This is a genomic window from Bacillus sp. FSL K6-0268 (assembly GCF_038005425.1).
In the GTDB taxonomy this organism is placed as follows: Bacteria; Bacillota; Bacilli; order Bacillales; family Bacillaceae_G; genus Bacillus_A; species Bacillus_A thuringiensis_S.
The window spans coordinates 4,213,763-4,229,960 of sequence record NZ_JBBOTF010000001.1 but is presented as its reverse complement, the minus strand read 5'-3'; the positions used below and the strand labels follow the sequence as shown (position 1 = coordinate 4,229,960).

The window sequence follows — 16,198 nt, the reverse complement described above, 5'->3', positions numbered from 1 at the left end:
CTTCCTTTCTATCCAAGCGCGTTAAATTTCCAACCACTTGGAGTACTCGCATAAAAACCCGCTCCAGCATTACCGTCTGTAAAACGAATATGCCCCCATTGTTGGAATCCACCGCCACCTAAGTTAATTCCCTGCATTGCTCGAATATTCCTAAAGATTTTCACTTCTTTTTCAGTACTTATATCAAACGTTTGTCCGTCTGGTGCTGGAGATATATTATTATTCACACCACCTACAGCAAGTGCGTTAAACGGCTGAATACCATCTGCTCTTTCTGCTGCAGCACGATCCCAATTATACATAGATGCATACTTACCACTGTATAGCGTTACACCACTTACACAAATCGCGGTCCCTTGTCTCATGTCAGCATTTCCAGAACAAACTTTAATAATTAATGCGTGTTGTTGTGGAATATAGTTTGTCGGCACTTTGAAAGTGAAAGAGTATCTTCTGATTTCTCCATAATAGGTAGACGGTTCAGGGAAATCCATTTTTTGTTCATTCCATATATCATAACTTACATTGTCTCGGAATTTAACGCAGCATACTTGTAAACGTGGTTTCCCTGTTTTACGTACACCATTTATCATAGCTGTTCTAAAGTGAGCAGAAACTGTATATTCGTTACCAGGATGTATACCGTTATTCACGACTGTTTCGGGATAGTTATACATATCTACCCTTGCAGCATTTACCATTTGCTCGTAATCGAATATATGTGTATTCTTTTCAATTACGACATTTCCCCAGGACTTCCAAGTAAGACCGTATCCACCTTCAAATCCATAATAATCGTTATGTCCAATGTTTTTCTTTGTAACACTAGAAAAGTCTGGATCTGCTATTAGATTTCGTCTTGATACCGCGGTTGTTTTTGTTCCCCATTCGTCTTGGAATAGGAAATCTAGCATTTTAACAGTTACACCATCTTTATCAATGGTTATCTTGTCACCGTCAATTCTAATAAGATTCGTATCAATGCCTTTTGCAGTTAACCATTTCACCATTGTATCGGCATTAATATTCAGTTTCTCAGCATCGATTGTAATCTTACCAGGTGACATATTGATAGAAGTAATGATACCGTCTTTTAAAATTTGTGCTAAGATCCCTTCATCTAATACCTGTAACTTCGATTCTGTTTTCTTTACATAGGCATTATAGGTCTCATTAATAAAACTTTCCTGTTTCTTAGAAATGATAGTAACGCCTTCTTCATTAGTAGCGATACTTCTTTCTAATTCGGTTACTTTTTTATCGTAATCTTTAGTTGCTACTCTATTAGCAATATCCTCTAACATTTTGTCAGCATCCGTTTGATCTTTTGGATGTAGCCAAAATTCTGTAGCTATAGTGCCACGTTGTAACATAGGTGCAGCACACCATAAACGCCCATTTCTTGTAACGTAATAACGCCATCTCACAAACGACGCATTAGCTGGCGCTTTATCTGTGCATACAGCACGAACCCCTGTATGATTTACAACAGTGATATTCGTTCTAGCTGTCTTAATGCGAGTTTTTTTGTCAGCAGTCCACCATTCAATTTCAATAAATGCACCGCCACCATCAATAGGTGTTTTCCCGTCAGTATTGAAATAACCTGATGCAACAAAGTCTTCGTTAACCTGACACTCAATAAATTGACTTGTAAGCCCCCACCAACGATCTTGGGACTGGCCAGTAACGGTAATTACAAATGTATTCATACCTTTGTATTTTAAATTCGTATCAACAGCACCAGTAGCCCCATTACCGCTATTCCAAAACCAATATTTCTGTCCTAACGTAAAATTAGAATCACGCAACTCGTTGACAGTACCTAAACCACCTACATAAGCTTCAACATCTTTCTTTTTCATTGCTAGCTTCAATTCTTCAGATTGTTGCAGGATCGTTGTAGTAGCTTCAGTCAGTGTTTGCCCTTGCTGAGTTTGTATTTCCTGTATTTTTTTTACATCACTTGTTATCCCTTCGGCGTTCTTCGTAATCTCCGTTACTTTCTGGCTGAATACATTTTCTTTTACACCATCTTCCGGAGACGGAGCGAATGCTTTCGGCATAGATCCTTTTAACACGGATACATTTTTGAAGTAGCACTCACTACCATCAGCAGAACGATCACCATAAATATACAAACTAAAACCTTTTTTCATATCTGATTTATCATGTAATTTCATTGTTGTATGAACTCGAACCCACTTTTTAACAGGTTCGATGGTCAATTCTGGCGTACCTCCACTATGAAAGCCCATTGTATTGTTACCCTCAATAAAGTGGTGTAATCCTACCGCTATTTTGTTGTTTGCTGTTTCCGTCCATACATCTAAAGCGATGGTGTACGTATCACCTGGCTGGAAATCATTTCGGAAACTAGCTGGCATTTCTTGAGGCATTCCAAGCCACCTTTTAACTTGACCGAATTGACCATTTTTGTTAATAACAGCAACTACAGGATACCCAAACTTTTTGTCATTAACGTGCATATGATAACCCTTTGTAGGATCTGTTGTCCCAGCGTTATAACCTGTAGCCCAATTACCAGCGCGCAAATTACCGTTTAGGTTCTTATCCCATTGTAGATCGTTATCGGCCCAATAGTGTGTGAAATCTCCGTTACGTGCATAGTTACGATCACCAGCATCATTAATGATAGATTCCGTTTTTTCAATACGCTCTTTTACGCCATTGAAACTTTGTTCCAACTCATAAGTCGATTTTGTGAAATCTGTAGGAACCGACCCTTTTTCGAGTTTGTGCTTCTTCATACGTAGTCTTTTGCCTACAGAGTCTACATTTCTAGCAAATCTTATCCTTAATCCCCAACCTGTGGATCGTTTGTCAATCTTGAAAGTCCAGGACTCGCGTTTCCACACGTTAGATACAGGTACCCCTTTCTGTACAGCCTCATTCCATATACCATTAATAAATTGGAATAAAACGAAATCAACTTGAGCATCATTTTGCATGTCCAGAGATATAGTCATATCTTTATCTTTTTCAAAGTCACCCATTTTCGTATTATCTAAATGAAATTGATAGAAAGAGTCAGTATGATCCAAGCATTCTAATACAATGTATTCAGCAGGCTGTACAGCGAATTTAGCTTTGTTTACTTGTGCGCCTCCAATCATTCCAATTGTTTGTGGTTTTTCGTTTGGCCCAGTGTTAATAAGCCAGTTTTCAACTCCAACAGTACGATCTTCAACCTGCTCTAATTTTTTAGAGATTCTTCCAGCTTCTTCTTTGATCTCGGTTGTTATCTTGGTGAAAACATTACCATCTGCAATATCTTCAGGAGCAGGTCGCCACGAATAATCTTTACTGCCTATAGTCAATTGTGGTGAACTCTGCTGATACCAACAACCAGCAGGAGGGTTTGCGTCAGGTTCTATACGTAAATGACTCTCGGTATCTGTTCCCGGTAGCGACATCATACTTGCTGTCACTGTGAACGAAACGCTTACTCTTTGCCATTGATTAGTAGATTTATTTGGACGAATTCCAGTAGCACCTGCTGCAAAATAGAAAGTTTGTTGTAAATCTTGGCCATCCGGTAAACCTTTTACGCGAGTATAAATTGAATAGGTTACTTTATCTCCTACTTTAACAACTCCCCGATTCACCAAGTCTTTGAAGTTATAAGCTAAAGCAGTCCATGATGATTGAGTTTCTACGACTGTATTCCCTTGAAAAACATCCTTCGAAATTTTTACTTTATCTGCTGATTTAAGCCACCAACGATTGTCTGCTTGCGCAAAAGTCAAAGCGCCATCAAAAGATTTAGAACCGATTAACAAGTTTCTTACATCGTCATTAATGTTTGCTACACTTTCTTTAACTTCTGAAATAACTTTCCTATTTCCGTCCGCATCACTTTCTAATGTATTGATTTTATTTGTAGTCTCACTACTATTTTTCGTTAATGTTTCAATAGACAGTTTAAATTTCTCAGAATCCTGTTCAACCTGGGTTACTTTTTTATCAATTTCACCTTGATCTCTTTGTACGTCAGAAATAGTTCTCGTAACTTTTTGAAGACTTTCTGTTACTTCATTAAATTGGCCAGTGGTTTCTTCTTGCGCTTCTTCCACTTTCTTATTTAATTCTTCTTTTGCGAGTTTAATATCCTTATTAACCTGCTCCAGTGTATCTTTTTTAATTGATTCCACATCAGGAATAAGGAGTTCCCAACCTTTACCGTTCCACACTTTTAAAACACCAGGTTTACCGTTACTAATATCTCGCCATAATGTTTTACCTACTATAAGATTATCAATTGGTGGATTTTTAGCTTCAATAATATTTACCGTATTATTTTTTAGATTTTCTTGAACTTTTTCTGCCAACTCTTTAGCTGCTTGAGATTCTTTCCGTATGGTTTCAATTGTTTTACCAGTTTGTCTAGCTGATCTAGCATTTCTTGTTTACTACCTAACGAACTAAGAATTTGATTATAAATCTTTCGTAATTCTTCGTTAGGGTCTACAATTTCTCGATAATCTCCAAATACATATTTATCTTGTGTAGGATCAGTAAAAGATTCGTCTCCAGCTATTGCTCTTGCTTCTAAATAAAGTTTTGGTGTAAATCCTGTATCTTTAATTCGGATTGTGTCACCCTCATTAATCAATTCATGTGCTAACCCAAATACACGTCCTATGGATGCCGCTTTTACCTCATAAGAAACAGACGCATTTACACATTTCTTCATTTCTATTTCCATTAAAGTTTTCAAACGTTCAGGAGACATGTTTTCATTGTCAGTTTCTGGACTATAAAAACCAAATTTATGTTTACCCTTTTCATGCCATCGTTGAAAAGCATCAATATTAGTAATATAAGGAAGGCCATTATTAATTTTTTCTATCGTAATAATGTTATCGCCTTCACCTTTCACAAAACCAATTAAAGCTGTACAGATATTTTGCGAGTTCTCAATTCGCTTAATTCCAATTAAATCTTTCTCTAATTCAATTGTTTTCCCTGTATCCTGCCCGCGTTTTTTCATCATATCAACATACCGTTCGATATGATTCCCTACGATTTCAGTTCGATATTGAATTTCTAGTTCAAATAGAGAAGCAATCTTTTTTAAAAAACTTAATGGATCAATAAATTCATCAACGGTCATAGAACGGAAACTTTCATAAGAAATATTTCCTTTTTTCCATTTCGTTCCCTTAAGAGCTATATCTACATACTCCCCTACTGTTTTTGCTTCAAATTTTTGTGGATCAATATAATTTGCTTTACCAAGTAAAATCCATTCACCAGACGCGTAAGTTGTAAGGGATCTATTATTAGAATCTTTTTCTGTTTCAGTAATTGTGTATGGAACAATTCGCCCACCCCTTACCTCTTTTAAGACTAAATTTTGTTGCGTAAGCGCTGCGGCTTCTGTTGTACCATCAAAAACCGTAAAATCTAGCTTATCAACATTATTTTTAATCTCCCAATGCCTATTGTCATTCCAATAATCCTTTGATTGAATCGCTCCGATAATTTGATCTGTTTGTGAATCAACAACATGTAATATTCCACTTGGTGTTCTCATCTAAATCGCTCCCTATATGTAACCTTTGCTGTTCCTATATCGGAAGGTATGATTTCAAGTTTATTCGTACCTTTATTGATAACAGGAAAATTACTAAAAATATCTTTTATGTTAATAGCGTTTTTCCCTTCAATACTGACATGGCTGCTTTCTGTATCAATCACAACTTTGTCACCAACATCGACTATATAAGGTGGTGTATTTTGATTATTTAAATTCACTTTCCAAAATTTCAAATCAGAAACGGTCATCGCTTCTACTGGCGGAACATCTTGCCACTGCATGATACTAATCTGTATTTGAGCTGCTTTTTCCATATGTTTATTGTCTTTATCAGTCCATCTTGCAAAGCGCTCTGCATCATCTTTTTCTGTTCCAGGAAGAAACTTTGAAATATACGCTTCCCAATCATTACCCGTTCTAGCAATCCACAACCTACCATAATACTGATTCCACGTATTGGGATAATCACCACTCTCATAAATTAAACCTGTTTTTCCAGGCTTATTATCATATCCAATTACCATCGTTCCAAAATTTTGTTCAGCTTGCCAATAGAGGTCGTTCATAGCAATCTTTGAAAGAACTTTGCTATTTTCATCGAGTATCGCTATCTCAACTCGTCCCATTTCATTAATGTTTTTACTCTTACATGTAACATGGGCTTGCATAATAAAATCTTCTACTGGTCCACCAGGGATGCTCTTTTTAACAGCTGCCCCATGCCACCCATTACCTGAGCCATAGTCCGAACAATAGAATTGGTAACTATCTGTTTTCATTTCACCAACCGGATTACCATCTTCCATAGAACTAACCTTGCTCCACCCTACAGTTGTGGACATATCATCCCATATAAGACGTTGATTTCTTTCTACAGGCAATTGCTCCATTTTTAATGGCATTCCAATACGAAAATAATCTGGTTCCTTTGCACATTTATCTTCAAACCATACATCTAAAAAAGTATGTGGCTTTTTAATATCAATTTCAATAATCGGATTGGAATGCACAGAGCCTTTGTTTTGGACATTGGCAATTAGCCCTCGACCTTCATTTGCAAAATCAACCGTTTTCTCATTTCCTAACTTATAAGGCATTGGGCAAACAAAGTTCAAAATACCTTTACCTAACGTAACAAAATCCTCTGGATCAAAATCTTCATCAATAACCGCTAAGTATGTCCTATCAGGTGTTACATCAAAGACTAATTCAACAGGTTTTTCTGTAATTAACCACTCTGCTATTTCTTCTTTTACTGTTTCTAAGTCTGATCCATCAGGAACAATAATTCCGACTGGAACAGGTAAAACTCGCATTTCAGTTTCTGTCGTTAATAATCTTGCACCTGGATAACCTGGAACGCTTAAAAAGTTCCGTTTTAACGGAGCCCACGCTGGTTTTTTCCACCCTTTTTCGATTTGAATAAAATCCTTGCGTATATTGTTAAATGTAAAAGAGCTCACGTTGCCACCTCATTTCTTTTCAAATTAAAAGAGACTCAAACTTAAAAGTCTGAATCCCTCTGTGTTTCTCGTTCTTGATATTCGGTTGTATAGCGATATGTACCACGCGCTACATCTCGTCCCTCTAAAACAACAGGAACCTCCACAACGAAATCTCCACCAAGCATTGGAATGACTCCACCACCAGATGATCCCGAAGAATAATGAATCACTTGATTCGCAACACTAGCTGCCATCGCTTGTCTACTATTTGACATATTTCCATACACACCACTCATAACACTCTTTAACCCTGATAATTGATTCATAGAATTAGCCATCATACGACTCATGTCACCCATTAGTTGATTCATCGTTCCAGTGATACCGAGGGATCTTTCTTTTGAAGATAACGGTGTAACCGTGATAGAATTCCCTCTTTTGGTAAACAGTTCAGGGCCTTTTTCTCCAGTAATAAATGAGCCATCTCCTACAGGTTTTCCACCTTTCGCAAGCATTGGTACATGCGGAATAGTCGGCGCGCTAACTCCTGGTATATTGTTTAGTAATTCTGCTGGTGTATTAAAGCCATCTATAAATTTATTTATGATGCGAATAATTCCATTGATAGCTGTACGAATGCCACTTTTAATACCATCCCATACGCCTAATACCGCTGATTTCATGCCTTCAAATGCTCCACTAACCGCATCTGTTACCCAACGAACAGGAGTCATAATGGCTTCTTTTAATCCATTCCAGACAGAAGATGCGGTTGACTTGATACCTTCCCAAATGTTTGAAAGTGTAGATTTAATACCATTCCAAATACTACTGCTTGTGCTACTAATCATATTCCAAACCGTTGAAATGGCTTCTTTGATGCTATTGAATACAGAATTCGCTGTGGAAACAATTGCGTTCCATAAGCTAGATAGATAGCTTTTAATCGTATTCCATACTGCACTTGTTGTGGAACTAATCGTATTCCATGTATTCACAATCCAATCTTTTATTGAGGTGAATATTGGCGTTACAAAAGCTACTAACCCGTTCCAGCATGATTGTAAGAAACTCTTAACAGCGTTCCATACAGACATTGTTGCTGAACTGATTGCATCCCAAACGGTGGTAACTGTATTTTTAATCCACTCAAATACAGTTGTTGCAATTGAAACGATTCCATTCCAACAAGTTGTTAAGAAATTTGTAAGTGCATCCCACACCACCGTAGCTTTTTCTTTAATAGATTCCCATACCGAAGCTAAAAACTCTCGTATAGACTCGAAAATTGGAGTGGCGAAATATAAAATAGCCGTCCAAATTGCTTGTAAGTATTGAGTAATAAAACCCCATACCGTTTGAATCACCGTGGAAATACCATTCCAAATCATAGAGAAGAAATCAGCAATCCCTTGTAAAATAGGAGTTAAAAAGGCAACTAGTCCATTCCAAGTATTAATGAAAAACTCACTAATCGCTGTCCACACTTCAGAAGTAGTTTGACTGATGCCATTCCAAACTTCCGATAATGTTTCAACTACTCCATCCCAAATTCCAGTCAAATACTCCACAATGGAATTCCATATTTCTATAGTCGTTTCAACAATAGAATTCCATATTTCAGATAAAGACTCAACTATCCCATCCCATATGCCTACTAAAAATTCTCCAATTGCATTCCAGGCATCAATGGTCCATTGTTTGATATCATCCCAATTTTTATAAATTACAACACCTAGAGCGACAACAAGTGCTACTATTATCGGAATAATAGCAACCAATCCTGTCATCGCCCATCCTATACTTGTTATAACAGCAACTATTGGTGCTAAAGCCATGAACGCCCCTGCAATTACACCAATAGCAACAGCAATCGCTGTTAACGTTGCTGCTAATTCAGGATTATTAGAAATCCATTCAGCGAATTTAGAGACAAGATCTGCTATAACTGCAAGAACAGGTTGAAGGGCAACTTGTAAATCTTGCATTGCTTGTTGAAATTTAACCGCTGGAGATGCATCTATTTTAGAAGTAGCACCCTGTAAGTCCTCTACTCCTTTTTTTAAATCGACTTGTTTACCTTCCGCTTTCAAAATGGTGTCGATGATTTTCTTTCCTTGGTCTTCCCAAAGAGTACCGAACATCTTCGTGCCAAGTGCATTTCTGTCTGTTGCATTTTCAACACCAGCTAAAGCCTTAGTTGCTTCAAGCATAGCTTTTTGTCCATTTTCACCACCGCCAGCAATTGCCTGCCCCCATTTTTCAAACTGGTCCGCTGAAATTTTTGTTTTATCTAAAACCTCTTGCATAGATTTATCTACACCCGCACCAAATTCGGCCATTTTGATACGCCCTTCTTTAACACCATCTAATAGATTATCGATATTCCAACTCTTAGTATCTACTCCTGCTGACATAATCCCTTGGACTTCTTTAGCCGAAAATCCAGCTTGAATCATCTGATCCCCATATTCTGCAATAATATCTAATTGTTCAGGTGGAAATCCTGTTTTTAATAATGTATTAACTAACCCCAATGCTTCCTCGTTAGTAATACCTAACGTTGCACCAATCTCATTGGTTTCTTGTATAAGTTCATTAAAATCAATTCCAGCATAGGATGCTGCAATAGTCGCTGTCCCTTTAACCACAGCGGCATTTGTTTCATCAGAAGCATCCTTATTTAATGCCCATTGTCGGCGAACACCTTCTAATGCTTCTTCAGCGTCAATACCATAAGTACTAACGCCCCTAATAGCTTCTTCCACTGATTTTTTCGAAGACTCTGGAACATCAAAAGTGATATCAATCTTAGTTTTCAATTTTGACATATCCATTGCTTTTTCGACTGCACTAGCAATACCGCCACCAGCCGCCATACCACCAATGACATTTTCCAATCCTATTTTTAATCCTTCAAACTTTTTCTCAGTTCTCCCAGCTTCTTGTTGTAAATCTCTCAGTTCATTTCGTACTTGCTGAATTGAATTCCCCACATCCACAGATCGTAGCGTACGTTGTAACTTTTCAATATCAGCTTCAGTTCCTAAAGCTTCACGACCAATAAGACCAATTGCTTGTTCTAACTGTCGACTTGTAGCCGATCCACTTTTAATTGCATTTACAAGACGATTACCTAATGCCCCTGCAAAATCATCCACGCTTTTGCCTGTAGCGCTAAACAACGTTTCTAATTGTCTTGTTGAACTTGCCACATTTTCTTGTTCAGCTTTCATATTACCAAGCTTATTTTTCAAACCATCAAGTGACCCTTGTGTAAATTCAATTTCACGTCTAAACGCACGATATTGTTCTTCCGATATCTTTCCGTTTTGGAATTGCGCTTGAACCTGCTGCTCCGCTTCTTTTAATTTATCGAGCTTTTGTGTAGTGTTTTCAATTTGTTGTGTAAGCAACTGTTGTTTTTGGGCTAATGCTTCCACATTACCAGGATTAAATTTTAAAAGGCGCTCTACCTCTTTCAGTTCGGTCGCTAAGCTATCACTCTGTTTATTTACATCTTTTAAAGCGTTTTGTAACGGCTGCGTATTCCCACCAATTTCAATCGTAATCCCTTTGATTTTTCCTCCAGCCATTCTTTCACCCCTTTCTTAGAATGAATCAAAGTCTTTTTGGTTTGCTTTTCTGACTTTTTCTTTGTCTGGATTCTCCATTTCAGCGAATTCTGCAATATAATCAAAACAATCTCCAATTGTCATGACTTCCAAATCCCAATGCGTTAATTTCGCTTTATAACAAAGAGCAAGGAACGTATCAGTGGTTAATTCTTCATCACTGAACGTCCCTTGCTCTCCATTATTTTTCTTTATTTTTTTTTTGCGCCCATCGTATTTTGAATCATATCCATAATTTCTGGAATAATCTCTGAGATAGGGAATTCATCAAAACCGTCTAACCATGTAATTGGATCATCAATTTCTGGATTTGCTGTTTTCGCATATAACCAAACTAAATCATATACAACTTCAAAATCTAGCTTACTTAAATCTGCATTTGCTAAATCAATAGTGGCTAGTGAACCCTCTTGAAGATTTGAAGGAGACAAAATCCCTAACTTAAACATATCAGCAAATAAATCACGTCTGAATTGCGCTTTATATCGTTTAACAGTAGCTGCTGTACTTTTTAATCGGACTTGTTTTCCGTCTATTGTAATTGTCTTTTCCATTTACTATTACGCTCCTTTGGGTGCTGCTGGTGTTTTTACATATACTTTTTTGTACCAGTCGTTATAAATTGCTTGTGTTGTTTTAGCAGTCGTTTTCGTTTTAACCATTGGTCTTCCACCAGGTACTAAAACAATTGGGCTAGAAACAAACTTCAGTTCATTTGTATTTGGTTCAGCCGAACTTGTTTTTGTTTTAGATGCAAGTGTTGGACGACTTGCTGAACAGTTATACATAACATGTCGAGTTGCATTCACGTCACCATCAAACTCAAATAATAAAGCGAATGGTTTTCCTTTTGCATCAGCCAATTCATTTAATACACCATCCGTTTCGTCTAATTCTTCACCGAGTGCATCAATAGCAAATTTTTCTGGGATAGTAGCAATACTTAATGTTCCATCGTAACCCTGGTTATTACTTGCCGCGTAATAAAGCATGTCGTCTGCATAGAATTCAATTAAATCACCGCGTGGCTCAAAAGTTAGTTCAACTCCACCAGGTAATGGAATTGGCGTCCCAAATGTAACTAAAAAATCCTTAGTATCTAATGGTACATAATGTACATTTTTCAAACCGAATGTTACCTTATTTTCATTCATTTACATCAACCTCGTTTCATAAAATTTTTGATATATTTTTTCTGTTTCAATAATCCCTTCGAATGGCGAATCATAAGGTATTTCATGATTGTCTAGGACCTTTTCAAGCTTGGCTTCTGCAACCAAGTCTTTTTTTGTGGTATAAAGTTCGATATTTACATCATTAATCTTGTGATAGACCTTGTTATCAGCCATCAAGTTTGCTGATCCATCCACAAGAAAACATATATAAGGCGGCGCTGGAACTGGATTACTTGGCGTTGCTGTAAAATGCGAATAAGCCACAGGATAACCTGTAGCTTCAAGGATTTTTGTTAATTCACCTAATGTCATTGTTGAATCACTCTTTCCATACGTCTTGGCAATTCATCGATTACATATTCTTCAACTGGGCGAATATGCACTTGTGCTGGCACTCGACCTCCACCCACTTTCGCATGCCCATTTTCTAAGAGATGTGTTAATTGCCCTTTTGTATTATGAAGAACAACGCCATTCCCCTCTTTTTTCTTACGCCAACCTTTACGATAAGCACCTGTTTTTTTAGGACCACTTTGCCTTAATTTACTTACAGCAATATCTGCTACTTCATCGATTTCATTTTCCAAATCTTCTTCCACAACATTTGCATATCTTTGTAATTCTCTAGCAAGTTCACTCGCAAAATCATTCATATTAAGTATGCTCCTTTGCGATAATAGTCAATGTTTGATACATTTCATCATCATTCATTGGCGGTTCGATGATATCGAAGGTTCTAAGCCTTGTTTTATCCTTCAAAATAATTCGCATCAATTCTGTAATACCTGTTGTATAAGGAATTACAAACCGATAAATTCGTGTGCTTTGTGAAGCGGAAGCTTCAATATACTCAGACCCTTTTACCGTTTTTATCATCGCCCATGCTTTTTTTACTTCTTGCCAATTACCTGTTTCAACTTCTTGATTCAATTCATCTTTTATTACTTCAGGTTGTTCAATGATAATTCGATTCCTAAAATCACCTGTATTTAAAGGTTTTTTGTATTGAAAAGGACGCATATTAATCACCGTCCAGTTTTATTTCTTCTAAAGCTTTTTCGATACTTAAGCTATTAATCTGACTAAAAAAATTCTTGTCAAAATACTCAAGAGCATCATTATAAACATAACGAGAACGTTCAAAGACTAATTCTTTGAACTCTTCATCCTCGTCATTGTTAATATCATAATCCCCACAAACTCTTAATAAAGCCTTATTAGACGTAGATAGGATGCGCTTTAGGTTATCTTCTTCATCATCACCTAAGTGCATCTTATCTTTGAATTCCTGCAATATTTCATTAGAAATTACTGTTTCCATTCACATCACCCTTGAGCTGGTGGAGTTGGTGCTTCTTCAAGTTTTAATGTGTAAACTTGTGATGTATATTTATCCTTTGGCTTACCTGTAGCGAATTGCTTAGCGATATAAAGCGTTGCATCTTCTAAAGCTAATGTTTCTTCATATTTTTTAATTGGTTCCGTTCCACCCATCGCTGCAATATACTCTCCTTTAACAAAAAACAAGACCTTTCCTTGAGGTACAAACACAGATTCTGTAGGAGTTGGATTGAAAGGTAAGCTTGTCACATACACTCCAGCCGCATTTTGAATTGTTGCATTTGCTTGGATATCAAAAGTATCAAATGGATTTGTTACCATAACGACTTTCCCAGCAATGTTTTTTGGTCTGTCTGCATCAGTTTTACCATCAGGATTTAGCTTTTTAGCCAGTAATTTAACCACACCTTTTAATTCGTTGATTGTTTTGCGACCTGGTTCAAACGTTAAAATCCCCGCTGTTTTTTTATCTGGATATACTCCTCCAACAACACTTCCACTTGGATCTTTTAATAATCCGATAGGCTCATCTTTACCTGTACCAATTACGAATCCGCGTTCTAAACCTACAGACATAGCTTCTGAAATCATTGTACGAACATAGCGTTCCACCCACACTGGGCCAAGTTTAAGCATGTCATTTGCCAATGGGATAAATGCCGTTAATTTAAGTTGAGAGATAGACTCTTTTCGGAATGTAGCATTTAGTTGTCCTTTAATATCACCGAATAATGGTCCCCATACAGCTGCACCTTCTGGATCTCCATAGATAAATTCTGTCACAGCACCTAAGTTTTCTAATCCGATATGTTCTAACAACGGATGACCTTGAACTAAATCATCAAAAATTCGTTCTTGTGTTGTCTTAGGTAATGTTTCAGTATCTTTAAACCCACCATCTTGAACGACTGCATTAAAGAATTTCATTTCCTCACTCGTTAATACGTTAGAACCACGAGACTGCATAATAGAACGGTCTACAATAGATTCATTGACTTGATTCAAGATATCCGAACGTACATCTATAGCAAGTGCTTCAATCATAGAATTTAATGCCGCTGTTTGTTCTTCTGGTGTTCCTTCCTGTGTTGCTTTCGCAAAAGCTAGTTTTTTCTCTTCAAAATTATTAATTTTAATCACCATGTTTTATTTTCCTCCTAGATTTAAAAAGAGCGTACTCAGATTCTGTTTTGTATTAACAGGCTCTTGAATAAGCTCTTTTGGATTTTGATTATTTGGTTGTTTCGTATACTTAGCTACTAAATCTTCTTTGAAGTTTTCTACAACTTCCTCTTCTTCATCTTCTTGCGTGTCATCTATTTCGATTTCATCAGCAATTTCATCAGCTAAACCAAGAGCAACTGCTTCCTCTGCTGTTAGCCAAGTTTCATCTTTTAAAAGCTGTTTTAATTCTTCATCTGTTCCAACAAAACGTTTCTTATAAGATGCCGCTAAAGCTGAATCAATCTTTCGTAGATCTCGTGCAGTTTTTTCAAAAAGGTCTGCATTTCCATATTCAAAGGTACTTGCTTGATGAATCATCATCATAGTATTACTAGGCATAATGATTTTATCACCTGCCATTGCAATTACAGATGCGGCACTAGCTGCCCAACCATCAATATGAACTATAATTTCTGCATCATGCTGCTTTAACTGATTACAAATGGCTACACCATCAAATGCGGAACCTCCACCCGAATTAATATGAACGTGAATTTTTTCTGCTTTAACATCTTGAATTTTTCTTCTCACAGCTTCAGCATTATTTTCACTAAACCATCCACCGATTGACCCATAAACAGTTAATTTATACTCATTCTCACCTTTAGCTTCAAAGCGAATATCTCGTTTTAAATTTAAAAGCTTATTCATGTTCAAATGTTCCATCATTTCTCACCTCCAGATTCATTTAGTTTCGTATAGTTCTTCGTAATATGATGGATATTTAAGTTTGGATCATCAGACTCTTCATAATCTACTTCTGAACGAATCTCATTTCCTGTAAATGCACTTGAAGAAATGAGTTTATCAATACTTGTTGCAAGGTCAAATATACTCTGATAAGAAACAGCCTTAACTTCAATCTTTTGTCCTGAAAGATATTCATTCATTTCAAAGAATTTTACATTTGCTTCATCAGATAATTTTTTCAATAATGGTCTTACTGTGAAAAGCATGTAGTTTTTCGTTTGCTTCTCTACATCAGCCATTTCGCCATATAACAAAGCTGTTGGGATTCCGATAGCCATTGCCACTTGATTTAAAAAACCATTCGTCACTTTATTGATTTCTTCCACGCTTTGTCCAGAACTTCCACCACCAGATGATGTCTCACTGAATTTAAAACCTGGTTGTTGGGGTACAATTGCAATATCTTTTTCTCCAAATGCTTTATACATTTTCTCCACAAACTTTTGCAATTTCCCTCGACCTTCTTCAGTCTTTGCCACCTGTGCTTCTACATCTACTACACCACGAATTTGATTTTTACGTTTTTGCGAACTTAATATTCGTCCGAATAGATCACCGTAGTCAGTAAACAACCCATCAATTAGCGGTGACAACTTATCATTACGATATTTCAAGTGAATAACTTCGCTTTGTTTAAAAGATCGCTTAAATTCATAATCTTTTACCATTACGTTTGTAAAGGTATCTTCAAACACAGCATATTCATTGTGTTGGAAGTAATCCGCAATAAGTAGATCACTATCATCAGCTTGGATTACTAAACATTCATTATCATAGATAAGTTTACGAATTAGCCTTTCCCAAAAAGTACTTGCTGTCATATTCTTATTCGGTCTAACATTCAAACGATAGTACAATTCATTTTTTAAAAATTCTTTTTGATTTTTCACTCTGAATTCTGATTGACTAATTGTCCTACCTAAAAAAGATACACATATTTCAATAGCCAATCGTTTCATATGAATCCTATTCGTTGTTTCTGAAACTATATCTTCATCGTACATATAGCCTAACTCTTTATTTCTATTAAACACATTATCAAGCCACCCAATTGTAATCACCCCC

At 36.7% G+C, this 16,198-nt stretch carries 13 protein-coding genes; all 13 read right to left on the bottom strand.

The window, feature by feature from the left end:
- Positions 1–8 precede the first annotated feature (8 nt).
- The 13 genes from MHI28_RS21875 to MHI28_RS21815 all read right to left on the bottom strand — a co-directional run bounded on the left by MHI28_RS21875 (position 9) and on the right by MHI28_RS21815 (position 16,194).
- Positions 9–4,352 (bottom strand): hypothetical protein, encoded by a 4,344-nt coding sequence (locus tag MHI28_RS21875; RefSeq protein ID WP_340828297.1) that lies wholly within the window; start codon positions 4,350–4,352, stop codon positions 9–11.
- On the bottom strand, positions 4,325–5,560 hold the full coding sequence (locus MHI28_RS21870) for a phage tail spike protein (protein ID WP_340828296.1): 1,236 nt from the start codon (positions 5,558–5,560) through the stop codon (positions 4,325–4,327). Before MHI28_RS21870 ends, MHI28_RS21875 begins: the two co-directional genes overlap by 28 nt.
- On the bottom strand, positions 5,557–7,026 hold the full coding sequence (locus MHI28_RS21865) for a distal tail protein Dit (protein WP_144489601.1): 1,470 nt from the start codon (positions 7,024–7,026) through the stop codon (positions 5,557–5,559). The genes MHI28_RS21870 and MHI28_RS21865 overlap by 4 nt, the downstream gene beginning before the upstream one ends.
- Before the next feature lie 41 nt (positions 7,027–7,067).
- Positions 7,068–10,604 carry a phage tail protein gene (locus tag MHI28_RS21860; RefSeq protein WP_327946496.1) on the bottom strand — a complete coding sequence of 1,179 codons (3,537 nt, stop codon included), beginning with the start codon at positions 10,602–10,604 and terminating at the stop codon, positions 7,068–7,070.
- Positions 10,605–10,834: 230 nt separating this feature from the next.
- Positions 10,835–11,197 carry a hypothetical protein gene (locus MHI28_RS21855; RefSeq protein ID WP_340828295.1) on the bottom strand — a complete coding sequence of 121 codons (363 nt, stop codon included), beginning with the start codon at positions 11,195–11,197 and terminating at the stop codon, positions 10,835–10,837.
- Between the two features lie 6 nt (positions 11,198–11,203).
- Positions 11,204–11,797, bottom strand: coding sequence for a major tail protein (locus tag MHI28_RS21850; RefSeq protein ID WP_016123344.1), 594 nt, complete (start codon positions 11,795–11,797; stop codon positions 11,204–11,206).
- A complete protein-coding gene (locus tag MHI28_RS21845; protein WP_016123345.1) occupies positions 11,798–12,130 on the bottom strand; it encodes a hypothetical protein in 333 nt (110 codons plus the stop codon).
- Complete coding sequence (locus tag MHI28_RS21840) at positions 12,127–12,471, bottom strand: HK97 gp10 family phage protein (RefSeq protein WP_000997561.1); 345 nt, start codon at positions 12,469–12,471, stop codon at positions 12,127–12,129. The genes MHI28_RS21845 and MHI28_RS21840 overlap by 4 nt, the downstream gene beginning before the upstream one ends.
- Position 12,472: 1 nt before the next feature.
- Entirely contained in the window at positions 12,473–12,838 is a 366-nt protein-coding gene (locus tag MHI28_RS21835) for a phage head closure protein (protein WP_001247292.1), read from the bottom strand.
- Position 12,839: 1 nt separating this feature from the next.
- Positions 12,840–13,139 (bottom strand): hypothetical protein, encoded by a 300-nt coding sequence (locus MHI28_RS21830; protein WP_327946291.1) that lies wholly within the window; start codon positions 13,137–13,139, stop codon positions 12,840–12,842.
- A gap of 5 nt (positions 13,140–13,144) precedes the next feature.
- Positions 13,145–14,302: a phage major capsid protein gene (locus MHI28_RS21825; RefSeq protein WP_340828294.1), complete on the bottom strand. Its 1,158-nt coding sequence runs from the start codon at positions 14,300–14,302 to the stop codon at positions 13,145–13,147.
- 3 nt (positions 14,303–14,305) lie between these two features.
- On the bottom strand, positions 14,306–15,049 hold the full coding sequence (locus MHI28_RS21820; protein ID WP_016123348.1) for a head maturation protease, ClpP-related: 744 nt from the start codon (positions 15,047–15,049) through the stop codon (positions 14,306–14,308).
- Entirely contained in the window at positions 15,049–16,194 is a 1,146-nt protein-coding gene (locus MHI28_RS21815) for a phage portal protein (protein ID WP_438801297.1), read from the bottom strand. The genes MHI28_RS21820 and MHI28_RS21815 overlap by 1 nt, the downstream gene beginning before the upstream one ends.
- Positions 16,195–16,198 lie beyond the last annotated feature (4 nt).